Raw genomic sequence first — 22,167 nt, 5'->3', positions numbered from 1 at the left:
CGCGCAGTCCAGTCTTATCGCGCGACGCGCGCAGCTCTGGCGATGCGCAGCAGCGCGTCGCCGCAGGCGCTGGCGGCCGGCATGCCGGTGCTTTTCGCCGTCAGTTCCGCATCGGTGAGGATTTCCAGCGCGCGCATCAGCCGGTCGCTGGACCACATCTTGCTCTGCCGTTCGAATCCGTCGCGCCGCGTCCAGTGCACGCCCAAGCGCTGCGGGTCCATGCGCGCGCCGCTTTCGCGCTGGCCGGCCGCCAGATGCAGCTTCTGGCCATGCTTCTGTGCCACGCGCAGGATCGCCACCGGTGATTCGCCGGCGCTTTCGCAGCGCGTCAGTGCGTCGGTCAGGCCGTTGAAGTCGCCGCCAAAGGCAGCGAAAGCCACGTCATCGAGGAATAGCGACGAACTGTCGCCGATCACCGCCTCGCAATCCTCCAGCCCGATCGGCGTGGCGTCGTCGCCCTTGTACAGCAGCAGCTTGGCAATCTCGCCGCGAGTCACCATGCGGTCGGTGCCCAGGTTGTCGAGCAGATAGCCCAAGGCTTCCGGCGCGATCCGCTTGCCGGCTTCGCGCGCCATATCCTCGACCAGGCCCTGCAAGGCACGCTGATCGTCGGCGTAACAGCCGATGGCGACGGCAAGGTCGCATTCCTCGAAGGCGGCCCGCAGCGACGAGCGCGCCGACAATTCTCCCGCCTCGACCACCACCAGCGTGTCGCCGACCATGGCATCCAGAAACGATTCGAACAGCTTGGCGTTGCGATCGCCGGCGCCAGAGACCATCACGACGCGGCGACCGCCGGTCAGTGCGATGGCGGCGGCCTCGTCGGCCAGGCGAGCGGGATCGTCCTGCAGCTGCGCGCCGGTCAGACTGGTGACCAGGAAGGGGTCGCTCAGGTCCTTCACGACGCTCTGCGCGATGGCCTTGGCGCGTTCGCGGATCATGCCGGCATCGCTGCCGAACAGCAGTACGGCACGGATTTCGGGGCGCGGGCGCCGGACGAAACCCTCGACATCTCGCGTCGCCAGCTTCATGGCTGGCGCGGCGACGGCTGCCTGAACTGGTCGCGGCCGAAATAATTCGCCAGACGGATACGGATCTGTTCGGCCGCATCGCGCAAGGCGCGCTCGCGTGCATTCTTCTCACTGATCAGATTGGAATAATCCGCGACGGTGAGGTTATATGAGGCCTGACTAACAACGGAGAATGAGGTAACCGGCTGGCCAGTCTGGTAATTCCGGAGATAAGCCGAAACCGTGAGCTGCAGATTGTTGCGGGTGATCTCGTCGCTGCGGGTGACGAAGACAGAGCCGACCGCCTCCGTGATGCGATAATCTAGGATATAGGTTGGCCGTTCCGGGCTGCCCTTGGGCGTGATCATGTCGAGCAGGTGGTTGCGCAGCTGCTGGCTGACACGGTCTTCCGGCTGAACAATGCTGATCTGGCTGAGCTGGGGGACAGTCGCGCCCGCGCCCTCCTGCCGGTAAAGCGGCCGGAAGCCGCAGGCGGCGAGACTGACGGCCACCAGAAGGAGGCAGAGGGCCCTAGACCACGACATTGACGATCCGGTTCGGCACGATCACGACCTTGCGTACGGGTTTGCCGTCGATGGCACGCTGCACATTGTCGTTGGCCAGCGCCAGTTTTTCCAGCGCCGTCTTGTCCATGTCGCGTTCCACCTCGATGGTGGCGCGCAGCTTGCCGGCCACCTGCACGGCCACGGTCACGGTATCGTCGCGCACCAGGTCGGCATCGGCCACAGGCCAGGGCTGTTCCAGCAGCAGGCCGTCATGGCCCAGCGCCTGCCAGATTTCCTCTGCCAGGTGCGGCACCATCGGGCCGATCAGCTTGGCCAGCACCTCCAGCGCTTCACGCCGCGCCCAGGCGGTGGCGGCATCGTCGCCCCTGGTGGCTTCCAACAGGTTGGCGAATTCATGTACCCGCGCCACGGCCTTGTTGAAATGGAACTGCTCCAGGTCGCCGGTCATGGCGGCAATGGTCTTGTGCAGGGCGCGGCGCAGATCCAGCGCGGCGCCATTGAATTCGACGGGCTTGGGCAGGGTCTTGTCGGCGATGGGGCCTTTGGGTTCAGACACCAGGCGCCATAGGCGCTGGGTGAAGCGCCAGGCGCCCTCGACGCCGGATTCGCTCCATTCCAGGTCGCGTTCCGGGGGCGAGTCGGAGAGCATGAACCAGCGCGCGGTATCGGCGCCATAGGTGTCGATGATCAGGCCCGGATCGATGACGTTCTTCTTCGACTTCGACATCTTCTCGGTACGGCCCACCGTGACGGGCTCGTTGGTGCGGATATGCACCACCGCGCCGCCATCCTTCTTGACCTCGGTCGGCATCAGCCAGGCGCCGGAGGAATCCTTGTAGGTCTCGTGGCAGACCATGCCCTGGGTGAACAGGCCCGCGAAAGGCTCGCCGCTGGGCAGCGAGACATGGCCGGTATCGCGCAGGGCGCGGGTGAAGAAACGCGAATAGAGCAGGTGTAGGATGGCGTGTTCGATGCCGCCGATATACTGGTCCACCGGCAGCCAGTAATCGACTTCCGCCTTCACCATCGGATCGTCGGCGCGCGGGCTGCAGAAACGGGCGAAATACCATGAGCTGTCGACAAAGGTATCGCAGGTATCGGTCTCGCGCCGGGCCGGTTTGCCACAGGTCGGGCAGTTCACGTGTTTCCAGGTCGGATGATGATCTAGCGGGTTGCCCGGCCGGTCGAAGGTGACGTCCTCGGGCAGCCGCACCGGCAGGTCTTTTTCCGGCACCGGGACGATGCCGCAGGCATCGCAGTGGATCACCGGGATCGGGCAGCCCCAGTAGCGCTGGCGCGACACGCCCCAGTCGCGCAGGCGGAAGGTGACGGTACCTTCGCCAGCCTTCATCTCTTCCAGCCTGGCGATCGCGGCACGCTTGGCCGCCGTAACGTCCAGGCCGTTCAGGAAACCGGAATTGATCGCCACCGTGCCATCGGTATCGGTGAAGGCTTCGGTGCCGATTTCCAGCGCGGACTGGCCTTTCGGCGCAACGACCGCCTTGACCGGAAGGTCGTATTTGCGGGCGAAATCCAGGTCGCGCTGGTCGTGGCCGGGGCAGCCGAAGATGGCGCCGGTGCCGTATTCCATCAGCACGAAATTGGCCACGTAAACCGGCAGGGTCCAGGCCGGATCGAAGGGATGGATGGCATCCAGCGGGATGCGGTAGCCCTTCTTCTCGGCCTTTTCCAGTTCGGCTTCCGCCGTGCCGGTCTGTCGGCATTCCTCGATGAAGGCGGCTAGTTTCGGATCGGTCTTCGCGGCCTCGGTGGCCAGCGGATGGTCAGCTGAAATGGCGACGAAGCTGGCGCCGTAGAGCGTGTCGGGCCGGGTGGAATAGACTTCGATTTTATCGGCACGGCCCTTCAGGGCGAAGGAGAAGCGCGCGCCTTCCGACTTGCCAATCCAGTTCTGCTGCATCAGCCGCACGCGCTCGGGCCAGCGGTCAAGGCCGCCCAGGGCCTGCAGCAGGTCGTCGGCATAGGCGGTGATCTTGAGGAACCACTGCGACAGCTTGCGGCGTTCGACCACGGCACCCGAACGCCAGCCGCGGCCGTCGATCACCTGTTCGTTGGCCAGCACGGTCTGGTCGACCGGATCCCAGTTGACGAAGCTTTCGCGGCGGTAGATCAGCCCGGCCTTCAGGAAATCGAGGAACAGCTTCTGCTGGTGCCGGTAATAACCCGGATGGCAGGTGGCGAGTTCGCGGCTCCAGTCCAGCGACAGGCCCATGCGCTGAAGTTCGGCGCGCATGTTGGCGATGTTGTCGTAGGTCCAGGCGGCCGGATGGACCTTCTTCTCCTGGGCGGCGTTTTCCGCCGGCAGGCCGAAGGCATCCCAGCCCATGGGGTGCAGCACATTGAATCCGCGGGCCCGCTTGTAGCGTGCCACCACGTCGCCCAGCGTGTAGTTGCGCACATGCCCCATATGGATGCGCCCCGAGGGATACGGGAACATCTCGAGCACATAATATTTTGGGCGGGAGGGATCGGCCTTGGCGCGGAAGGCCTGGCGGTCGGTCCAGACCGACTGCCACTTGGTTTCAACCGCCTTGGCGTTATAACGCGACATGTTGCATCCACTTAAGACTGCTGATACCGGCCGAAGGGCCGGGAAAAGGCTGTTTTAGCGGCGAAAGGGCGGCGCGGAAAGCCGTATCGGCAGGGCAGGTTACCGGCGTCGGCTATGGATGGTGTCGGTTCAGCTCCGGCGGCTCAGCGCCAGATCTCTTAGCGGCGGGCCTCGGCCTCCATGCGGAATTCGCGGGCGCGCTGGAGGATGGCGTTTTCCATGGTTGTGGCGGTATTGGGGGCCGCCGGCTGGTCGACCCAGGTCTCGCCCTGGCGCACCTGGCGGAACACGCCCACCCGCAGGCCATCGGCCCGCAGGGTGCGATCCAGGATATAGACGGTCACCTTGAAACGCTCGCCCGGGGTCTGGGGCGGCACATACCAGTCGGTGATGATTACCCCGCCGAACGGATCCGCCGAGGTGAGCGGCATGAACGATACGGTGTCCAGGCTGGCGCGCCAGAGATAGCTGTTCACGCCGATGCCGGAGCCGGACCCCGGTTCTTCCTGCTTCTTGTCCCCACCGAGGATGTTCAGGCCGCCGGAGCCGAAAACCGATTGCCTAGCGCTAGTGGGCGCAGGCTCATAGGTGCCGTACTGGTTTCTTTCGGGGTAATAAGTTTGGGTCTCGCCCTCGCTGCGACCGGCACAACCGCTCAAGGAAGAAGCAAGCAGAAGGGCGGAGACCAAAAATACTGCATAGCGGGGCGGTCTTAAGCGGTAGGCGGCAGTAAAACATATAGATGCCATATCGGCATTTCTCCTAAGACCCATAATCCACCATGTTAATTAAATTATTTTATAACGGCTTTTGGCAGTCAGCCAGCATTATGAATGATAAAACTACCCGCTAAATATAGCTAGGAATTTTAGGGCAATAAAGCATTGAAATAAATAAATATTTACAATTTTCAAGTTTAGTGTGGGAGCTAGATTTAAACATTAAACAACAGGCGCGCTTGATTGGAGCGCGGTCTCAGGTTCCACCCCTACATAATTTGAGGGCTGAATAAGGCGTATAATATTGATTTTTCTAATTTAAATGCCGAACTCGGCTATTCTGTGGCGCGATTGCAACACTTGCGGCAAAAGCATTCTGGAAAATGCCGCTTTCATTGACACTTGCAGGCCAGAAGTGGCTTGATCCTCAGCGATCAATCAGCCCATCCGGGCTGACTGTTCATTGCTAGTACTAGCACTGCAACCCAAATCCCGGTGGGAGAGGAAAGAGGAAAATGAAGAAGACTCTGCTTCTGCAAACAGCGCTCGTTGCCGCTGCCGGCCTGTTCGTGGCCGATATCGCCAACGCGCAGACCAAGGCGGTTCCGATCGGCGTGACTGTCGGCGGTTACTTCAACCAGATGATCCAGTTCCAGGATCGCTCCCCGAATGGTGGTCAGTCGGATCACGGCCTGAAGTCCGATTCGGAAATCTGGTTCAATGTCCGCGGCGTCCTGGACAACGGCACCGTGATCGGCGCCCGTGTCGAGCTGGAATCTGCTACCTATGGCGACCAGATCGACGAACGTTACATGTTCATCGAGCGCGCCGATATCGGCCGTACGGAACTGGGTTCGACCGACTCGGTTACCACCAAGATGATCTATGCGGCCCCGAACTCGCTGCCGAACTACAGCACCACGGTGCATTCGGAATACTCGGCGGTGAACAACGCGCCGCTGATGCGTTTCGTTAACGCGATGGATGACTCTGATCGTGTCAATCTCTACACGGCCTCGAACCGCTACTTCGGCTCGAAGGCGGGCAAGGGTCTGCAGATCGGCGTGAATTATACGCCGGATAACTGCCAGGACCTGACCAGCACGGGCGCGCAGAATGGCTGCGGCGGCGGCTTCTTCTCGCCGGCTGGTAGCGAGCAGGGTTTCAACGCTGCTGCTAACTACCTCGAGTCGTTCGGCTCGTTCGATGTTGCTCTTTATGCTGGTTACAACAGCGTGAAGCTGATCGGCACTGGTACTGCGACTTCCCCGAGCACCCGTGAAGATGGTTTGCAGGGCGGTGCGCTGTTCACCTACAACATCGGTGACGGGTCGTCTGTCTCCTTTGGCGGCGGTTACACCGACGAAGATGTTAGTGCCGTTCGTCAGCGCGAGGCCTACAGCCTTGGCATTCGTTACCTGACCAATGGTGCCGCTCCGGGCTCGATCGGTATCGGTGTGGAATATTATAACCGTGATGAAAAGAACACCCGCGGCGCGACGACCCGCACGGGCGATCTGGACTACTACCATCTCGGCCTGACCTACCAGATTGCCGGTGGCATTCTGGGCTTCGCCGGTGTGGGCGTGTCGGACACTTCCGATCATCCGACTGCTTCGAGCAATGTCGATCAGACCTTCGGCGTTGTCGGTATTAACCTGAACTTCTAATCCTGCTTATCGCTGGATTTGAGGAAAGAGGTGGGGAAACCCGCCTCTTTCTTTTTTTGTCATTATGTGGGTGGCAATTAGGATAAGACCTTCAGTTGAGGCCGCTCCGCGGTGTGGCTTTTTTGTCGCAATGAGCTGCAATCATTTGGCCTGTGCTCTTGATCACTAACGAGGCGGGCGATCCATATAATTGCTTTTCGTTTTCTGACGTTAGGGCTAATTAATATTTCCGTTTGGTGGCCTTGGTTGATCCCTCGTTGCTGACATGACAACCTTCATAAGGATCTCAAGGATGAAAAACGCTCTCCTTCTTCAGACGGCGCTTATCGCCAGCGCATGGCTCGTTCTGCCGAATGTTGCTGCGGCGCAGAACAAGGAAACGCCAATTGCGGTTACTGTCGGTGGTTACTTCACCGAAGTCATTAAGGCTGCTGATTTCGACAATAGCCGCACTCTAAATGGCCGGCAGTCCCATGGCCTCTCAAGCGATGCAGAGATTTACTTCAATGTACGTGGTGTGTTGGCGGACGGAACGGTGATAGGCGCGCGCGTCGAGTTGGAAGGCTCGACGGAAGCTGATCAGATCGATGAGCGTTATATGTTCGTCGAGCGCAGCGATATTGGCCGCGCTGAGTTTGGCTCCACTGATCGCGCGGCGTCCAAAATGGTGTATGGCGCACCCATTGCCATTCCCGGCTACGGCACGGTCGACCCGACAGGTGCCATTGCTGTTACTAATGCGCCTAGCGGCGCCCGCACCACGGGAAACTTCACTAAGTTTGCCGGCGCCCCGGATGATGCTGACGGCATCAATTTGTATACCTCTGCCAACCGTTACTTCGGCTCCAAAGCAGGCAAGGGTCTTCAGGTGGGTTTTTCCTATACGCCTGATGGCTGTCAGGATTTTACTTCCGCCGGTAGCACGGTTGGTTGCGGTGGTGGGTTTACCACAAAAACCGATGCCGGCCAGGTTTCGCGTGCCTATACAGCGTCTGCCAACTATATCGAATCCTTCGGTCCGGTCGATGTTGCTCTCTTTGGCGCTTACAATACTTTTGATATCGAAGCCAACAATGCTGGCTCGCTGACCAACGGTTCGGCGACGGTGTTTAAGAGCGACGGTCTGGAAGGTTGGGCATTCGGTACTACGCTGACTTATAATGTTGGCGATGGTTCGACGGTACAGTTAGGTGGCGCCTGGAAGACGGAAGAGATGGGCGTCGGTAATAATGATGACCGCAAGGTTTACGCTGCCGGTGTGCGCTATTTGACCAACGGTACAAACCCGGGTTCATTCGGTGTAGGCCTCGATTATGCCAAGACCAAAGCGGACCAGGGTAATATTGCCGGTGTCGCGGTGAACGGCGAGGATGAGTACACTTGGTACTCCTTGGGTGTGACCTATCAGATTGCCCGCGGTGTACTCGGTTTCGGTGGTATCGGTCGCTATGAATACGAGGACGCCATTGCCGCCGGTACTGTGGTGGGCGGCCAGTCGCAGGCGGACAACGATGCCAAGGCGAATTTTGCCTTGGTCGGCATGCGCCTCGATTTCTAAGGCAGACGGTTATCATATCTGCGGAAAGGGCCGGGTAACCGGCCCTTTTTGTTGTTCATGCCAGGAGTGTCAATCCCAGCATTATAGCTACAGCCCACAGGGCCCATATGAGAGGTTGCCGCTGTCGCGCATTGAGCAGGGCCTGTATTTCAGATGGAGCAGGATGAGTCCGCTCTACGACTCCCCCCGCGGCCATCACTTCCAAATCCCGTGCTATCTGCGGCAACCGGCGGACGACGTCGATCATGGCGGTGGCGGCCTCGCGCAGCTGCGCTTCCGGGCCCATATTCTCGCGTGCCCAGTCCTCGATCACCGGCCGCGCCACTTCCCAGAAATTGATCTCCGGATCCAGGCTGCGGGCCACGCCCTCCACCGTCACCATCGTCTTCTGCAGCAGCAGGAGATGCGTCTGCGTGCGCATGCCGAAGGTCTCGGTGATCTGGAACAGCTGCGCCAGCAGGCGGCCGATGGAGATTTCCGTCACCGGCCGGTCGAGGATCGGTTCGCCGATCGAACGACAGGCCTGGGCAAACGCGTTCACGTCGCGGTCGGCCGGCACATAGCCGGCCTCGAAATGCACCTCTGCCGCCCGCCGCCAGTTGCCGGTCAGGAAGGCGCCCAGCATCTCGGCCATGAAACGCCGCGTCTTCATGTCGAGCCGGCCCATGATGCCGAAATCCACCAGCTCCAGCCGGCCCCCCGCCGTCGTGCCACCCGCCGCCGTGCCGTCGGGCCGCGAGACGAACAGGTTGCCGTGATGCATGTCGGCATGGAAATAGCCATCGCGCAGGGCTTGCTTCAGGAACACGCGGATCACCCGCGCCGCCAGGTCGTGCAGGTCCAGCCCCACGTCCTGCAGGGCCACGCGATCTTCCACCGGCAGGCCCTCGATGCGCTGTACGGTCATCACGCGGCGCGCCGTGCGCTGCCAGTCCACGGCTGGCACCAGCACATCGGGATCATTGCTGAAATTGTCGCGCAGTTCGCCGGCGGCGGCCGCTTCCAGCCGCAGGTCCAGTTCAATCGCCACCCAGTCGCGCAAGCTGGCCACCACGTCGCGCGGCCGCAGGCGCTCCATATCCGCCACATGCCGCTCGGCGGCTTCGGCCAGCCAGGCGAAGAGGGCAAGATCGTGGGCGAAGGCCGCCTCCACGCCAGGCCGCAGCACCTTCACGGCCACGGCGCGGCCATCGCTGGTCTCGGCGAGATGCACCTGGGCCACGCTGGCCGCGGCCACCGGCTCGGTCTCGATATGGGCAAACAGCGTTTCGACTGGCGCGCCCAGTTCGGCTTCGATCACCGCCTTGGCTTCCGCCCAGGAAAACGGCGGCAGCTTGTCGCGTAACCGGCCCAGATCCTCGGCCAGCGCCGCGCCGACCAGGTCCGGCCGCACGGAGAGCACCTGCCCCAGCTTGATGAAACTCGGACCTAGGTCACTTAAGGCCGCAGCCAGTCGCTCGCCCTCGCGCAGGTCCGGCCGCCGTCGGCCGAACAGGGCCTGGAACAGGCCCAGCATGCCGCGGATACCGGCGCCCATCGGCGCTTCGCGCAGCAGGAACAGCGCATCCTGCCGCGCGAAGCAGCGGCCGATGGCGAACAGGCGGAGCAGGTGGCGCAGGTCGGTCAGCACGGCTGGATCAGTCTCAGATACGGCGGGCCGAATGCAGGGCGGCGATGCCGCCGGTCAGGTCGCGCACCATCACGTTGCCGAAGCCGGCTTCCCGGATCATGGCGGCGAAAGCCTCCTGGTCGGGGAAGCGCCGGATGCTTTCCACCAGATAGCGGTAGGATTCCTCGTCCTTCGCGATCAGGCCGCCCAGCTTGGGCAGCAGGTTGAAGCTGTAGGCATCGTACAGCTTCGCCAGGGCCGGATTGCGCACGGCCGAGAATTCCAGGCACAGGAATCGCCCGCCGGGTTTCAGCACACGAAAGGCCTCGCGCAGGGCCGCGTCGATATGGGTCACGTTACGGATGCCGAACGCGATGGTATAGGCATCGACGGAGCGGTCGGGCAGGGCCAGTTTTTCGGCATCCATGCAGGCCCAGTTCAGGTTCCGCAGGCGGGCGGGATGCTGCGCGCCGGTATCGATGGCCCGGTTGCGACCCTGCTCCAGCATGGCGGCGTTGATGTCGGCCACCACCACGCGGGCCCTGGGCGCACGCTCGACGATGCGGAAGGCGATGTCGCCGGTGCCGCCGGCCAGGTCCAGCACGGTCATCTCGCCGCGCGGGCTCAGCCAGTCGATCATGGCCGACTTCCACAGGCGATGGATGCCGCCCGACATGACGTCGTTCATCAGGTCGTAATTGCCGGCCACCGAATCGAACACGCCGCGCACCAGCCTGGCCTTTTCGGTTTCCGGCACGGTCTGGAAGCCGAAATGGGTCTGGTTTCCCGAAGCGTTTTCAGTCGGTTGGGTCGGATCGGTCATGGCGGGGCCGACCATAGCCGAAATGGGGTCGCCACGGTATAGAGACAGCCCAGAGGATCCGCGAAATGCCCGAATTGCCCGAAGTGGAAACCACGCGCCGCGGGCTGGCGCTCAAGCTGGAAGGCCGGCGCATCGCCCGCATCGAGGCCCGCCGGCCCGACCTGCGTTTCCCCCTGCCGAAGAATTTCGCCAAATCCATCCAGGGCCGCCGGGTCGAGGCACTGGAGCGCCGGGCCAAATACATCCTGATCCGACTGGAAGGCGGCCTGGTCTGGATCATCCATTTAGGGATGTCGGGCCGCATGGTGCTGCGCGCCGGCTGGCCCAACGACATCGGCCCGCATGACCACGTGATCTTCGCCACCGACGAGGGCTGGGCCGCCACCTTCAACGACGCTCGCCGCTTCGGCATGATGGACCTGGTGCCGGCCGACAAACTGGCCGGACACCGCCTGCTGGCCGGCCTGGGGCCCGAGCCACTGGACGACGCCTTCACGCCGGCCGTGCTGGCGGCGGCGCTCAAGGGCAAGAAAACGCCGATGAAAGCGGCCCTGCTGGACCAGACCGTGGTGGCCGGACTGGGCAACATCTATGTCTGCGAGGCCCTGTTCCGCGCCGGCATCGACCCGAAACGGCTGGCGGGCAGCGTCAAGCCCGACAAGCTGGCCAAGCTGGTGCCGGCGATCAAGGCGGTGCTGCGCGAGGCGATCAAGGCCGGCGGCTCGTCGCTGCGGGATTATGTGCAGTCCGACGGCGAACTGGGCTATTTCCAGACCCGCTTCCGGGTCTACGACCACGAGGGCGATCCCTGCCAGGCCTGTGCTGCGCCCATTAAGCGCATCGTGCAATCCGGCCGTTCGACCTTCTACTGCGGCCGCTGTCAGAAATAGCGGTTTTCCAAGGGCGATTCGAGGGCATCCCGGCACTTCCAAAACCCGGCCCGACCTGCCAAATTCCCCGCCATGTTCCGCCCCGGCTGGAGATTTTTCCCGGTCCCGGCGCTAGCTGCACTCGTCGTCCTGGGCCTTGGCTCCGGCGGTCTGTCGCTGGCGGGGCTTCGTGCAAGCTCAGGCCTTCCGCTGATCTCTGACGCCCTGATTGGTAACGCCCGGGCCGCGGCCGGCTTCCTTTCCATCGCCGAGGACGTGCCGCTGATGCCCGGCTTGGCCGAAAGTCCGGATGCCGCCACGGTGTTCGACAAGCCGTCGGGCCGGATTGCCCATACCGAGGCCAAGGGCAAGGTCTCGGTCGCCGCCGTGCGCAAGTTCTACGCCGATACCCTGCCGCAGCTGGGCTGGCAGAATATCGGCCCGGAGCATTACCGGCGCGAGACGGAGCAGCTGCGGCTCAGTGTCACCGGCCGCGACGGCGCACTCACCGTGCGCTTCGAATTGCTGCCCAACCAGTGAAATCCAGACTTCAAGAAGACGAACGAGGAAACCGTCATGGCATATGAAAACATCCTGGTGGAAACGCGCGGCCAGGTCGGCCTGATCACGCTGAACCGGCCCCAGGCGCTCAATGCGCTGAGCGCCGGCCTGGTTGCTGAAATGGCGCAGGCCCTGGATGCTTTCGAAGCCGACGACACCATTGGCTGCATCATCATTACCGGTTCGGAAAAGGCCTTTGCGGCCGGCGCCGACATCAAGGAGATGATGTCCAAGACCTATATGGACGTCTACAAGGAAGACTTCATCACCAAGAACTGGGAACGCGTCACCACCTGCCGCAAGCCGGTGATCGCGGCGGTGGCCGGCTTTGCCCTCGGCGGCGGCTGCGAACTGGCGATGATGTGCGATTTCATCATCGCCGCCGACACCGCCAAATTCGGCCAGCCGGAAATCAACCTCGGCACCATTCCGGGCGCCGGCGGCACCCAGCGCCTCACGCGCTTCGTCGGCAAGTCCAAGGCGATGGAAATGTGCCTCACCGCCCGCATGATGGATGCGGCGGAAGCCGAGCGGTCGGGCCTGGTCAGTCGCGTGGTGCCGGCCGCCGAGCTGCTGAACGAGGCCTTCAAGGCCGCCGATAAGATCTGCTCGCTATCGCGCCCGATCGTGATGATCGCCAAGGAATCGGTGAACCGCGCCTACGAGACCACGCTGGCCGAGGGCATCCGCTTCGAACGCCGCGTCTTCCACTCCACCTTCGCCACCGAAGACCAGAAGGAAGGCATGAGCGCGTTCGCCGAGAAGCGCAAGGCCGCCTTCAAGCACAAGTAACGGAAGCGACCGATCATGGCACCGCGCGGACGCAGTCCTGCGAACGAGGGAGAGAACAGCGCGGCCGCCGGCCTGCTGCCGGCCGGCCTGCGCGACGTTCTGCCGCCGCGCGCCGAATGGGAGGCCCAGGCCAGCGAAAGCCTGCTGGCTGCCTTCGCTGCGCAGGGTTATGCCCGCGTCAAGCCGCCGCTGATCGAATTCGAGGAAACCCTGCTGGCCGGATCGGGCGCCGACCTGGCCGGCCAGATGTTCCGCGTCATGGACCCGGTGTCGCAGCGCATGATGGGCCTGCGCACCGACATCACCATGCAGGTGGCGCGCATTGCCGCCACGCGCCTGAAGGATTCCGCCCGCCCGCTGCGCTTCGCCTATGCCGGCCAGGTGCTGCGCGTGCGCGGCACGCAGCTTCGCCCCGAGCGTCAGTTCGCCCAGGCCGGCGTGGAGCTGATCGGCTCCACGGCGCTGGGTGCCGATGTGGAAGTCGCCGTGCTGGCGGCGGAAGCAGTGGCATCCCTGGGCGTCAGCAGCCTTTCGCTCGACATCACCCAGCCGCTGCTGGCGCCGGCAATCATGGAGGCCCATGGCCTGGAGCCGAAACAGGCCCGTGCCGCCCGCCGCGCGCTGGACCGCAAGGATGCCGCCGAACTGAAAGAGGCCGGCGGTGCCGCCGCGCCCACGTTGCTCAAGCTGCTGCCGCTGGCCGGTCCGGCGCGGGCCGCGCTCGATGGCCTGCAGAAACTGAAACTGCCGCCGGCAGCAGCCCAGATCGTGGCCGATCTGGATGCCCTGGTGCGCGAAGTCTCGGCGGCGGCGCCGGACCTGCTGGTCACGCTCGATCCCGGCGAATTCCGCGGCTTCGAATACCATACCGGCATCGCGTTTACGCTGTTTGCCCGCAACGTGCGCGGCGAGCTGGGTCGCGGTGGCCGCTACAACACGCCTGCCGGCGAGCCGGCCACCGGTTTCACGCTGTATCTCGACAGCGTGATGCGCGCCCTGCCGCCGCGCCCGGCGCCGCAGATGGTGTATCTGCCGTTCGGTACGCCGCGCTCTGCCGCAGCCAGGCTGCGCGCCGAGGGCCATGCCACCTGGGCCGCGCTGGAGTCGGTGGCGGGCGATGTGAAAAAGGCGGCGAAAGCCGCCGGCTGCAGTCATTGGTGGGACGGCAAGGCCGTCCAGCCTGTCTGAATTTCTGTCTGAAGGGTTCCTGAGATGAGCAACGTCGTCGTGGTCGGCGCCCAGTGGGGTGACGAGGGCAAGGGCAAGATCGTCGACTGGCTGAGCCTGCGCGCCGATGTGGTGGTGCGATTTCAGGGCGGCCACAATGCCGGCCATACGCTGGTGATCGGCAACAACGTCTACAAGCTCTCGCTGCTGCCATCGGGCATCGTGCGCCGGAACAAGCTGGCGGTGATCGGCAACGGCGTGGTGGTCGATCCCTGGGCGCTGTTCGCCGAGATCGACAAGCTGCGCGGCCAGGGCGTGGAGATCGGCGAGCATAATCTGAAAGTGGCCGACAATGCCGCGCTGATCCTGCCGCTGCATCGTGAACTCGATGGCCTGCGCGAGGATGCCACCGATGGCGGCGTGAAGATCGGCACCACGCGGCGCGGCATCGGCCCGGCCTACGAGGACAAGATCGGCCGCCGCGCCATTCGTGTGTGTGATCTGGCTGACACCGCTTCGCTCGGCCGCAAGGTCGATGGCCTGCTGGCGCACCACAATGCCCTGCGCAAGGGGCTGGGCGCGCCGCTGGTGGATCGCGCCGCCCTTCTGAAGGACCTGGCCGAGATCGCGCCGAAGATCCTGCCCTACGCCGCGCCCGTGTGGCGCGACCTGGACGAAGCCCGCCGCGCCGGCAAGCGCATCCTGTTCGAGGGCGCGCAGGGCTCGCTGCTCGACGTCGATCATGGCACCTATCCGTTCGTCACTTCGTCGAACACCATGGCCGGCTCGGCTTCGGCCGGCTCGGGCCTGGGGCCGGGTTCGCTCGGCTATATCCTGGGCATCGTGAAGGCCTATACCACGCGCGTCGGCGAAGGCCCGTTCCCCACCGAACTGACTGACGAGATTGGCCAGTGGCTGGGCGAGAAGGGCCATGAATTCGGCGTCGTCACCGGACGCAAGCGCCGCTGCGGCTGGTTCGATGCCGTGCTGGTGCGCCAGACCGTGAAGCTGAACGGCATCCACGGTATCGCGCTGACCAAGCTCGACGTGCTCGACGGCCTGAAGGAGATCAAGCTCTGCGTCGGCTACGAGGTGAACGGCAAAGTGCTGGATTATTTCCCCGCCTCGATGTCGGATCAGGCCGCGGCCAAGCCGGTCTACGAGACGATGGAAGGCTGGTCCGAAACCACCCGGGGCGCGCGGTCCTGGGTCGACCTGCCGGCGACGGCGGTGAAATACGTGCGCCGCATCGAGGAACTGATCGGCGCGCCGGTGGCTTTGCTGTCCACTTCGCCCGAGCGCGACGACACCATCCTGATGAAGGACCCCTTCGAGGATTGAGGCCGGCGGTTACGGCGGTATTCAGTTGCCGTTTCAGGTTATCGATTCTTAACCCCGCCGTTATCGACCCTTAACTACCGCCTGACAGCCGCCCGGAGGAAAGTGGCCGCAACAGCCCTTTGCCCCCGGAGTACGCCATGCTCAGAACCCAGGAAGCCGCCCTTTACAGCATCGGCGAAAACGCCATGTCGGTTCTGTGCGAGGCGATCTGCCTCGATGCCGTCGAGGTGGCCAAGGTCAGCCGGGTCAGCATCTGGTTCTTCGACGAGGGCGGCAACCTGGTCTGCCAGCGGCTGCTGGATGCCCGCGAAGGCCGTTTCCATCAGGGCGCCACGATTCCGCGTTCGGCCACCAATGCCTATGTGAAGGCGGCCTCGGAAGGCCTGGCCTCGCTGACCACCGACGATGCGCCGGCACTGGAGGACGATAATGCCATGCCAGCGGATGTGAGCGCCCGGCTCGACCTGCTGCTGGTCGATAACAAGAATCAGCCCGCCGCCATCTTCCGCTGCGAACGGTATGACTCTGCCGGCGAGTGGAGCGAACGCGACATCACCATCCTGCGTAAGCTGGCGCAGACGCTGGCCACCGCGATCCGGCATGAATGCGAACGCTATGTCGCCCGCCAGGGCGTACCGGCGGTGCCGTCCGTACTGCTGGCGCCGACCGGATCGGCGAAGCAGAATCTGGACTGGCTGCGCAAGAGCTACGAGCCTTCGATCTGGCTGCAATCCGTGCCGGCGGCCTCGGTTTACGACATGCTGGATTTCGAACCGCCGATGTCTGCGGCAGTCGAGGACGATCCCGACTGGGATAACTGAGGACGGACTGGCGGCTCAGGCCGGGGCGGAAAAGCCCGGACTGATCGCGCTGCCATTCATGCCCTGTTCGGCTGCCGCCGCGCGGACCGCCTTCTGCAGCTTCTCGAAGGCCCGCACCTCGATCTGGCGCACGCGTTCGCGGCTGATGCCATAGCGTGCCGAAAGGTCTTCCAGCGTGGTGGGTTCCTCGGTCAGGCGACGCTGCACCAGGATGTCGCGCTCGCGCTCATTCAGATCCTTCATCGCCGCGGCCAGCAGGGCCTTGCGGCTGTCGTATTCATCGCCTTCGGCCAGGCGGGCTTCCTGGTTCGGCGTCTCGTCCACCAGCCAGTCCTGCCACTCGCTGCTGCCTTCCTCGTCGCCGCGCAGCGGCGCGTTCAGCGAATGATCGGGCGCCGCCAGGCGGCGGTCCATGGTGATCACTTCATCCTGCGGCACATTCAGCTGCGTGGCGATCTTCTCGACCTGCTCGGGGCTGAGCTGACCGCCTTCGATCGCCTTCATCTGGCCGCGCAGGCGGCGCAGGTTGAAGAACAGCTTCTTCTGTGCGGCGGTGGTGCCGATCTTCACCAGCGACCACGAGCGCAGGATGTATTCCTGGATCGAGGCGCGGATCCACCACATGGCATAGGTCGAGAGGCGGAAGCCCTTGTCGGGGTCGAAGCGCTTCACCGCCTGCATCATGCCGACATTGCCTTCGGCGATCAGTTCGCCCACCGGCAGGCCATAACCGCGATAGCCCATGGCGATCTTGGCCACCAGGCGCAGGTGGCTAGTCACCAGCTTGTGCGCGGCCTCCACGTCGCCGCGGTCGCGCCAGGCCTTGGCCAGCATGAATTCCTCCTGCGGCTCCAGCATGGGGAAGCGGCGGATTTCGGCCAGGTAGCGGGCAAGGCCGCCCTCGGCCGAGGACAATACGGGTAGGCTGGCTGCGGTACTCATCGGTCTGGAAACTCCCCCGTCCGGGGCTGGTCTGCGACTCTGGCCCGGTTCGGTATCAGAAATGGGTGCCCTGTCTTTCATTTGCAATGAGGGAAACGGCGGATTGCGGCGGAAGTGCGGCGCCGGCGGCGGGTTTGTGCCGGCCGTCACATCGAAGGTCTGATTACTCCATGAAATTCATGGGCTTACGAATGATCGCCCTATCGCGGCGTGTTGCGCTGGCTGGACAGGGCCTTCAGCAGGGCGGCGAAATCCTCCGGCAGCGGGCTCTCAAACCGCAGGGCCTTGCCGCTGACCGGGTGGCGAAACCCGAGCGTGGCGGCATGCAGGGCCTGGCGCCTGAAACCGGCCAGCGCCGCACGGGCCGGCTCGCCGAGTTGGAATCGCTGCAGGCTGCGGGTGCGGCCATAAACCGGATCGCCGATCAGGGCATTGCCCTTGGCCGTCATGTGCACGCGGATCTGGTGCGTGCGGCCGGTTTCCAGCGTGCAGCGCACCAGGGCGCAGACCGGCTGGCCCTTGCCGTCGAACAGCAGTTTCGTGGTGGCGTAATGCGTCACGGCCGGTTTACCGCCGCGCGTGACGATGGCCATGCGCTTGCGGTCCTTCGGGTCGCGGCCGATGGCGCCTTCGATGGTGCCCTGCAGGGGATTGGGATGGCCCCAGACCAGCGCGTCGTAGCTGCGCTCGATGTCGTGTTCGGCGAACAAAGCCGCCAGCGCGTGATGGGCGCGGTCGGTCTTTGCCGCCACCACCAGGCCCGACGTATCCTTGTCGATGCGGTGCACGATGCCCGGCCGCTTCACCCCGCCGATGCCCGACAGGCTGTCGCCGCAATGATGCAGCAGGGCGTTCACCAGCGTGCGTTCGGGATTGCCGGGTGCGGGATGCACCACCAGGCCGGCCGGCTTGTCCACCACGATCAGCTGATCGTCCTCATAGACGATGGTGAGCGGGATATCCTGGGCCTGCGGTTCGGCGGCTACCGCGGCCGGCTGCGTCACGGCATAAACCTCGCCCAGTTTGATCTTGCGCGAGGGGTCGGTTATCGTCACGCCGCCCTCGCGGACATGGCCGTCGAGGATCAGGTTTTTCAGGCGCGAGCGGGAAAAATCCTCCGCGCCGCCGGCCAGAACCGTGGCCAGGTAACGGTCCAGCCGTTCGCCGGCGGCCTCGGGCGGCACCGGTGGCAGGATCTGCGGGCTGGCTGACTCTGGCATGGATTTCAGGACCGGACGGAATGACGGACAGGACGGCGGAAGAGGCGATAAGGATACGGTGGCTGAAAGCCGTCGTCATCGGTCTGGGCATCATCTTCGTCGGCCTTGCCGTGCTGCTGCTGGTGCTGATCATGACCGGCGGTCCGAAACGCACGGCATCCATGGCGCCATCCTCGCCGCGTCCCGTCAGTGTCGAGGAGCTGATCGTCACCCTGCCGAAGAACAGCCGCGTGGCCGATGTGCTGGCCACCGGCAACCGCATCGTGCTGCGCGTGCGGCTGATGGACGGCACCGAACGACTCTACGCATTGGATGGCGAAACGCTGAAACCGCTGGGCAGCGTGACCGTGCAAGTCGAGAAGTGATGCCGCTGCGGCTGACCTCTGCGCAACAGGCCGAGCTTGCCGCGCTGGCGACGGCTGCCTTTCCGCACGAGGCCTGCGCCTTGCTGGTCGGTCGCGAAGATGGCGCGGTGCTGATCGTCGAGCGTATCGTGCCGGCCGCCAATCTCGCAGTCTCGCCCGAGCGGGAATTCGAGCTTGATCCCGCGGTACATGTGGCCGAACTGCGGCGCCTGCGCGAAGCCGATGGGCCGCAGAAAATCCTTGGCCACTGGCACAGCCATCCCAATGGTCGTGACGAACCCTCGGCGCAGGATGCCGCGATGATCTTCGATCCGGCCATGCTGTGGCTGATCAGCACGGTGGATGCCGCCGGTGCCGCGCCGCCGCGCGCCTTCCGTCCGCGTGCCGATGCCTCCGGTTTCGATCCCTTTCCCCTCCAGACCGAATCATAAAAAGGATTGCCCATGGCCGCTGCCAGCCTGGATTTCAGAAGCGACAACGTGGCCGGCGCCGCGCCGGAAATCATGGCTGCGCTCAACGAGGCCAATCGCGGCGATGCCAGCGCTTATGGCGCGGACATCCACAGCAGCGAACTGGATGCCGCCTTCTCGCGCGTGTTCGACACCGAATGCCGCGTCTTCCCGGTCAGCACCGGCACGGCCGCAAATGTATTGTCGCTGGCCTGCATCGCGCCGCCGTATGGCGCGGTCTACTGTCACCAGGACAGTCACATCATGGTGGATGAATGCAACGCGCCGGAATTCTATACCGGCGGCGCCAAGCTGGTCGGCCTGCCGGGCGAGCAGGGCAAGATTACGGGCGCGACGCTGGAGCGGGCGCTGGCCCAGGGCTGGAGCGGCGTGCAGCATCATCCGCAGCCGGCCGCCGTCAGCCTGACCCAGGCCACCGAATCCGGCACGGTCTATTCACCCGACGAAGTGGCCGCCATCGCCCATCTGTGCCGCGACCATGGCCTGCGGCTGCATATGGATGGCGCGCGTTTCGCCAATGCCGTGGCCGGACTGAACTGCTCGGCGGCGGATCTGACCTGGCGCGCCGGCGTCGAGGTATTGAGCTTCGGCGCCACCAAGAACGGCGCCATGGCGGCGGAAGCCGTGGTGTTCTTCAAGCCCGACCTGGCCGAAAGCTTCCTCTATCGCCGCAAGCGCGGCGGCCATCTGTTTTCCAAGTCGCGCTTCCTGTCGGTGCAGCTGCTGGCCATGCTGCAGGATGACCTGTGGCTGAAGCTGGCCCGCCAGGCCAATGCGCGGGCGCGCGAACTGGCCGATGGGTTCGGGCGCATGGGCGCGGAGGTGGTCTGGCCGGTGCAGGCCAACGAGGTTTTCGTCCGTCTGCCGGAGAATAAGGTCGAGGCGATGCGCAGCAGGGGCGCGCAGTTTCACATCTGGAGCTGGCACCCGGAAGACGGCGTCTACCGTTTCGTCTGCGCCTTCGACAAGACGCCCGACGACATCGCGGCCCTGCTGCGCGCCGCCGCCTGATCGACGGCAGGCTGGGCCATCATCCAGGGCGGCTGCGGCGAGAAGCGGTCGACCAGGAAATCGACGAAGGCGCGCACCTTCGCAGCCAGATGCTTGCGGGCCGGATAAACGGCATAGATCGGCCAGGATGAATCCACCAGGCAATCGTCCAGCACCGTGCGCAGGCGGCCGGCCGCCACGTCCTTGTGGCAGAGGAAATCGGCGCTGAAGCCAAGGCCCATGCCGTCCAGCAGCAGGCGGTAAAGCGCATCGCCGGAATTCGACGCGACCACGCCCTGCATCGCCACGCGTTCCACATGGCCGTCGGGAAAGCGCATCGGCCATTGGTTCAGCAGGGCCACGTTGGTGCTGAGCACGGCGCGGTGATGGGCGAGGTCGGCCGGCGTCTGCGGCACGCCGTGGCGTTCGAAATAACCGGTCGCCCCGCAGATCATGCGGCGGTAATCACCTAGTTTGCGTGCGATCAGAGATTCGTCGCCCGGCACGCCGAGGCGGATGCCGACATCCTCGCCGGCGGCGACCAGGTCCACGATATGGTCGTCGAAGGTGATCTGCACCTGCACCTGCGGATGACGGGCGATGAAATCCGGCACCAGCGGCACGATCTGGCTCATGCCGAAGCCATGCGCCACATTCACGCGCAGCAGGCCGCGCGGTTCCGCCTCGGCGCCGCCGATGCTGGCCTCCACCGCATCGATCTCGGTCAGGATGCCGCGCAGCTGTTCGAAATAGGCGCGGCCTTCCGCCGTCAGGCTGACGCGCCGGGTGGTCCGGTGCAGCAGGCGCGCGCCCAACCGGTCCTCCATGCGCGAGATCAGCTTGCTGACGGCCGACGGGCTAAGACGCAGCTTCCTGGCCGCTTCGGTGAACCCGCCGGATTCCACCACCTGCACGAAGGCTTCCATTTCGCCGTAGCGATTCATGGCCTGCTCATTTATGAATTTCAATCAATAATTACTGCCATAAATCCGTATTAATGAACAGGCCCGGGAGTCCTATCCTCCTTTCCAGCCCCCCAGCAGAGGAAGGCCTCCCCATGACGACCCAGCTGACCACCCAGACGACCCAGCAGGCCATTCCGGCCCGCCATATCTCGGCCGAAGAAATGGCATTCCATACAGCCCGGGCGCAGAGCCTGCGGGCCGAGGCCATGCAGGCTTTTATCGGCGGCATCTTCAGCCTGTTCCGCCCGGCCGGCGCGGCCGGTTCCGCGCGGGTTCAGGGCGCTTCGCTGGTGACCGCGAAGTAACGTCTTGCGGCTCTGCCGCATGCGTCATAGGTGATGTTCCGGCGCGGCCTGCGATGCGCCGCGCCGAAGGAGCATTCCGATGACCCGCCTGCCGACCGTATTCGTCAGTCATGGTTCGCCCATGCTGACGCTGGAGCCCGACCGGCCGGCGCATCAGTTCCTGCGCGAAGCCGCGCGGCACTGGCCGCAGCCGAAGGCCATTCTTGCCGTCTCGGCCCATTGGGAAACCGAGACGCCGGAAATCGGCGCCACGCCGCAGCCCGACACCATCCACGATTTCTACGGTTTCCCGCCGGCGTTGTATCGCCAGCTGTATCCCGCGCCCGGCGCGCCCGCGGTGGCGGCGCGGATCAAGACGTTGCTGGACGCGGCCGGCATCCCGGGAAGGCTCGATCCCGAACGCGGCCTCGATCACGGCGCCTGGTCGCCGCTGAAACTGATTTATCCCGATGCCGGGATTCCGGTGCTGCAGCTTTCGATCCAGTCGCATCGCGATCCGGCCTATCACTACGCACTGGGTCGCGCGCTGGCGCCGTTGCGCGACGAAGGCGTGCTGATCTTCGCGACTGGGTCGCTGACGCATAACCTGCGCCTGCTGGATCGCGCCGATCGTGGTGAAATCTCACCCTGGGCGCAGGCTTTCGCCGACTGGATGGCGAAGAAGCTGACTGCGCGCGACGATGCCGCCCTGCTGGATTACCGGCGCCAGGCACCCCATGCGGCGGTGAACCATCCCAGCGACGAGCATCTGCTGCCGCTCTATGTCGCGCTCGGCGCGGCCACGCCCGATGCGTCGGCCGAACGCCTGCATGCCAGTTTCACGCTGGGCGCGCTGGCGATGGACAGTTACAGGTTCGCGTGAACGAGGACG

General features: G+C 64.2%; 22 protein-coding genes. 13 read left to right on the top strand and 9 right to left on the bottom strand.

The window, feature by feature from the left end:
- Nucleotides 1–14 precede the first annotated feature (14 nt).
- From holA to ACK4FJ_RS11070, 4 genes are all read right to left on the bottom strand, one after another.
- Nucleotides 15–1,031: a DNA polymerase III subunit delta gene (gene holA, locus ACK4FJ_RS11085; RefSeq protein WP_409766371.1), complete on the bottom strand. Its 1,017-nt coding sequence runs from the start codon at nt 1,029–1,031 to the stop codon at nt 15–17.
- Nucleotides 1,028–1,522: an LPS assembly lipoprotein LptE gene (gene lptE, locus ACK4FJ_RS11080; RefSeq protein ID WP_409766369.1), complete on the bottom strand. Its 495-nt coding sequence runs from the start codon at nt 1,520–1,522 to the stop codon at nt 1,028–1,030. Before lptE ends, holA begins: the two co-directional genes overlap by 4 nt.
- Nucleotides 1,523–1,541: 19 nt before the next feature.
- Nucleotides 1,542–4,109 carry a leucine--tRNA ligase gene (gene leuS / locus ACK4FJ_RS11075; protein ID WP_409766367.1) on the bottom strand — a complete coding sequence of 856 codons (2,568 nt, stop codon included), beginning with the start codon at nt 4,107–4,109 and terminating at the stop codon, nt 1,542–1,544.
- 158 nt (nt 4,110–4,267) lie between these two features.
- Nucleotides 4,268–4,768 (bottom strand): DUF3576 domain-containing protein, encoded by a 501-nt coding sequence (locus ACK4FJ_RS11070; RefSeq protein WP_409766365.1) that lies wholly within the window; start codon nt 4,766–4,768, stop codon nt 4,268–4,270.
- A gap of 575 nt (nt 4,769–5,343) precedes the next feature.
- Here ACK4FJ_RS11070 and ACK4FJ_RS11065 point away from each other — a divergent pair.
- The gene (locus tag ACK4FJ_RS11065) at nt 5,344–6,498 is read left to right on the top strand and encodes a porin (protein ID WP_409766363.1); all 1,155 of its coding nucleotides are present in this window, start codon (nt 5,344–5,346) and stop codon (nt 6,496–6,498) included.
- 292 nt (nt 6,499–6,790) lie between these two features.
- Nucleotides 6,791–8,056 (top strand): hypothetical protein, encoded by a 1,266-nt coding sequence (locus ACK4FJ_RS11060; RefSeq protein ID WP_409766361.1) that lies wholly within the window; start codon nt 6,791–6,793, stop codon nt 8,054–8,056.
- Nucleotides 8,057–8,111: 55 nt separating this feature from the next.
- Here the strand turns inward: ACK4FJ_RS11060 and ubiB are convergent, their stop codons facing one another.
- Both ubiB and ubiE read right to left on the bottom strand, forming a co-directional pair.
- The gene (gene ubiB / locus ACK4FJ_RS11055; RefSeq protein ID WP_409766359.1) at nt 8,112–9,686 is read right to left on the bottom strand and encodes a 2-polyprenylphenol 6-hydroxylase; all 1,575 of its coding nucleotides are present in this window, start codon (nt 9,684–9,686) and stop codon (nt 8,112–8,114) included.
- Between the two features lie 13 nt (nt 9,687–9,699).
- Nucleotides 9,700–10,488 (bottom strand): bifunctional demethylmenaquinone methyltransferase/2-methoxy-6-polyprenyl-1,4-benzoquinol methylase UbiE, encoded by a 789-nt coding sequence (gene ubiE, locus ACK4FJ_RS11050; protein WP_409766357.1) that lies wholly within the window; start codon nt 10,486–10,488, stop codon nt 9,700–9,702.
- Nucleotides 10,489–10,553: 65 nt separating this feature from the next.
- Between ubiE and mutM the strand changes: the two genes are divergently transcribed.
- From mutM to ACK4FJ_RS11020, 6 genes are all read left to right on the top strand, one after another.
- Nucleotides 10,554–11,378, top strand: coding sequence for a bifunctional DNA-formamidopyrimidine glycosylase/DNA-(apurinic or apyrimidinic site) lyase (gene mutM / locus ACK4FJ_RS11045; RefSeq protein WP_409766355.1), 825 nt, complete (start codon nt 10,554–10,556; stop codon nt 11,376–11,378).
- Between the two features lie 72 nt (nt 11,379–11,450).
- The gene (locus ACK4FJ_RS11040) at nt 11,451–11,897 is read left to right on the top strand and encodes a hypothetical protein (RefSeq protein ID WP_409766353.1); all 447 of its coding nucleotides are present in this window, start codon (nt 11,451–11,453) and stop codon (nt 11,895–11,897) included.
- A gap of 36 nt (nt 11,898–11,933) precedes the next feature.
- Nucleotides 11,934–12,710 (top strand): enoyl-CoA hydratase, encoded by a 777-nt coding sequence (locus ACK4FJ_RS11035; RefSeq protein ID WP_409766351.1) that lies wholly within the window; start codon nt 11,934–11,936, stop codon nt 12,708–12,710.
- Nucleotides 12,711–12,725: 15 nt separating this feature from the next.
- On the top strand, nt 12,726–13,898 hold the full coding sequence (locus ACK4FJ_RS11030) for an ATP phosphoribosyltransferase regulatory subunit (protein WP_409766349.1): 1,173 nt from the start codon (nt 12,726–12,728) through the stop codon (nt 13,896–13,898).
- Nucleotides 13,899–13,922: 24 nt separating this feature from the next.
- Nucleotides 13,923–15,218: an adenylosuccinate synthase gene (locus tag ACK4FJ_RS11025; protein ID WP_409766346.1), complete on the top strand. Its 1,296-nt coding sequence runs from the start codon at nt 13,923–13,925 to the stop codon at nt 15,216–15,218.
- A 137-nt stretch (nt 15,219–15,355) separates the two neighbouring features.
- Nucleotides 15,356–16,039, top strand: coding sequence for a hypothetical protein (locus ACK4FJ_RS11020; RefSeq protein WP_409766344.1), 684 nt, complete (start codon nt 15,356–15,358; stop codon nt 16,037–16,039).
- Between the two features lie 15 nt (nt 16,040–16,054).
- On the opposite strand, the gene rpoH is transcribed toward ACK4FJ_RS11020, so the two are convergent.
- Together rpoH and ACK4FJ_RS11010 are read right to left on the bottom strand one after the other, a co-directional pair.
- On the bottom strand, nt 16,055–16,981 hold the full coding sequence (gene rpoH / locus ACK4FJ_RS11015) for an RNA polymerase sigma factor RpoH (protein ID WP_409766342.1): 927 nt from the start codon (nt 16,979–16,981) through the stop codon (nt 16,055–16,057).
- Between the two features lie 200 nt (nt 16,982–17,181).
- Complete coding sequence (locus ACK4FJ_RS11010; RefSeq protein WP_409766340.1) at nt 17,182–18,201, bottom strand: RluA family pseudouridine synthase; 1,020 nt, start codon at nt 18,199–18,201, stop codon at nt 17,182–17,184.
- Nucleotides 18,202–18,221: 20 nt separating this feature from the next.
- On the opposite strand from ACK4FJ_RS11010, the gene ACK4FJ_RS11005 reads away from it, so the two are divergent.
- From ACK4FJ_RS11005 to ACK4FJ_RS10995, 3 genes are read left to right on the top strand one after another with little or no spacing between them, the layout of a single operon-like run.
- Nucleotides 18,222–18,566: a hypothetical protein gene (locus ACK4FJ_RS11005; protein ID WP_409766338.1), complete on the top strand. Its 345-nt coding sequence runs from the start codon at nt 18,222–18,224 to the stop codon at nt 18,564–18,566.
- Nucleotides 18,566–18,997, top strand: a complete 432-nt coding sequence (locus tag ACK4FJ_RS11000) for a M67 family metallopeptidase (RefSeq protein ID WP_409766336.1) — start codon at nt 18,566–18,568, stop codon at nt 18,995–18,997. Before ACK4FJ_RS11005 ends, ACK4FJ_RS11000 begins: the two co-directional genes overlap by 1 nt.
- Before the next feature lie 12 nt (nt 18,998–19,009).
- On the top strand, nt 19,010–20,047 hold the full coding sequence (locus ACK4FJ_RS10995; RefSeq protein ID WP_409766334.1) for a threonine aldolase family protein: 1,038 nt from the start codon (nt 19,010–19,012) through the stop codon (nt 20,045–20,047).
- On the opposite strand, the gene ACK4FJ_RS10990 is transcribed toward ACK4FJ_RS10995, so the two are convergent.
- A complete protein-coding gene (locus tag ACK4FJ_RS10990; protein ID WP_409766332.1) occupies nt 19,978–20,970 on the bottom strand; it encodes a LysR family transcriptional regulator in 993 nt (330 codons plus the stop codon). The genes ACK4FJ_RS10995 and ACK4FJ_RS10990 overlap by 70 nt on opposite strands.
- 113 nt (nt 20,971–21,083) lie before the next feature.
- On the opposite strand from ACK4FJ_RS10990, the gene ACK4FJ_RS10985 reads away from it, so the two are divergent.
- Both ACK4FJ_RS10985 and ACK4FJ_RS10980 read left to right on the top strand, forming a co-directional pair.
- Nucleotides 21,084–21,296: a hypothetical protein gene (locus ACK4FJ_RS10985; protein ID WP_409766330.1), complete on the top strand. Its 213-nt coding sequence runs from the start codon at nt 21,084–21,086 to the stop codon at nt 21,294–21,296.
- A 79-nt stretch (nt 21,297–21,375) separates the two neighbouring features.
- Nucleotides 21,376–22,158 carry a DODA-type extradiol aromatic ring-opening family dioxygenase gene (locus ACK4FJ_RS10980; RefSeq protein ID WP_409766327.1) on the top strand — a complete coding sequence of 261 codons (783 nt, stop codon included), beginning with the start codon at nt 21,376–21,378 and terminating at the stop codon, nt 22,156–22,158.
- The last annotated feature ends 9 nt before the right edge of the window (nt 22,159–22,167 follow it).

This window comes from Ferrovibrio sp. (genome assembly GCF_046297595.1).
In the GTDB taxonomy this organism is placed as follows: Bacteria; Pseudomonadota; Alphaproteobacteria; order Ferrovibrionales; family Ferrovibrionaceae; genus Ferrovibrio.
This window is presented reverse-complemented; position numbering and strand designations above follow the sequence as displayed.

Excerpts from the sequence above, each read along its gene's own strand:
- holA (WP_409766371.1), bottom strand. The coding sequence starts at position 1,031 with ATGAAGCTGGCGACGCGAGATGTCGAGGGTTTCGTCCGGCGCCCGCGC.
- leuS (WP_409766367.1), bottom strand. The coding sequence starts at position 4,109 with ATGTCGCGTTATAACGCCAAGGCGGTTGAAACCAAGTGGCAGTCGGTC.
- ACK4FJ_RS11065 (WP_409766363.1), top strand. The coding sequence starts at position 5,344 with ATGAAGAAGACTCTGCTTCTGCAAACAGCGCTCGTTGCCGCTGCCGGC.
- ACK4FJ_RS11060 (WP_409766361.1), top strand. The coding sequence starts at position 6,791 with ATGAAAAACGCTCTCCTTCTTCAGACGGCGCTTATCGCCAGCGCATGG.
- ubiE (WP_409766357.1), bottom strand. The coding sequence starts at position 10,488 with ATGACCGATCCGACCCAACCGACTGAAAACGCTTCGGGAAACCAGACC.
- mutM (WP_409766355.1), top strand. The coding sequence starts at position 10,554 with ATGCCCGAATTGCCCGAAGTGGAAACCACGCGCCGCGGGCTGGCGCTC.
- ACK4FJ_RS11040 (WP_409766353.1), top strand. The coding sequence starts at position 11,451 with ATGTTCCGCCCCGGCTGGAGATTTTTCCCGGTCCCGGCGCTAGCTGCA.
- ACK4FJ_RS11035 (WP_409766351.1), top strand. The coding sequence starts at position 11,934 with ATGGCATATGAAAACATCCTGGTGGAAACGCGCGGCCAGGTCGGCCTG.
- ACK4FJ_RS11030 (WP_409766349.1), top strand. The coding sequence starts at position 12,726 with ATGGCACCGCGCGGACGCAGTCCTGCGAACGAGGGAGAGAACAGCGCG.
- ACK4FJ_RS11025 (WP_409766346.1), top strand. The coding sequence starts at position 13,923 with ATGAGCAACGTCGTCGTGGTCGGCGCCCAGTGGGGTGACGAGGGCAAG.
- ACK4FJ_RS11020 (WP_409766344.1), top strand. The coding sequence starts at position 15,356 with ATGCTCAGAACCCAGGAAGCCGCCCTTTACAGCATCGGCGAAAACGCC.
- rpoH (WP_409766342.1), bottom strand. The coding sequence starts at position 16,981 with ATGAGTACCGCAGCCAGCCTACCCGTATTGTCCTCGGCCGAGGGCGGC.
- ACK4FJ_RS11010 (WP_409766340.1), bottom strand. The coding sequence starts at position 18,201 with ATGCCAGAGTCAGCCAGCCCGCAGATCCTGCCACCGGTGCCGCCCGAG.
- ACK4FJ_RS11005 (WP_409766338.1), top strand. The coding sequence starts at position 18,222 with ATGACGGACAGGACGGCGGAAGAGGCGATAAGGATACGGTGGCTGAAA.
- ACK4FJ_RS11000 (WP_409766336.1), top strand. The coding sequence starts at position 18,566 with ATGCCGCTGCGGCTGACCTCTGCGCAACAGGCCGAGCTTGCCGCGCTG.
- ACK4FJ_RS10995 (WP_409766334.1), top strand. The coding sequence starts at position 19,010 with ATGGCCGCTGCCAGCCTGGATTTCAGAAGCGACAACGTGGCCGGCGCC.
- ACK4FJ_RS10990 (WP_409766332.1), bottom strand. The coding sequence starts at position 20,970 with ATGAATCGCTACGGCGAAATGGAAGCCTTCGTGCAGGTGGTGGAATCC.
- ACK4FJ_RS10985 (WP_409766330.1), top strand. The coding sequence starts at position 21,084 with ATGACGACCCAGCTGACCACCCAGACGACCCAGCAGGCCATTCCGGCC.
- ACK4FJ_RS10980 (WP_409766327.1), top strand. The coding sequence starts at position 21,376 with ATGACCCGCCTGCCGACCGTATTCGTCAGTCATGGTTCGCCCATGCTG.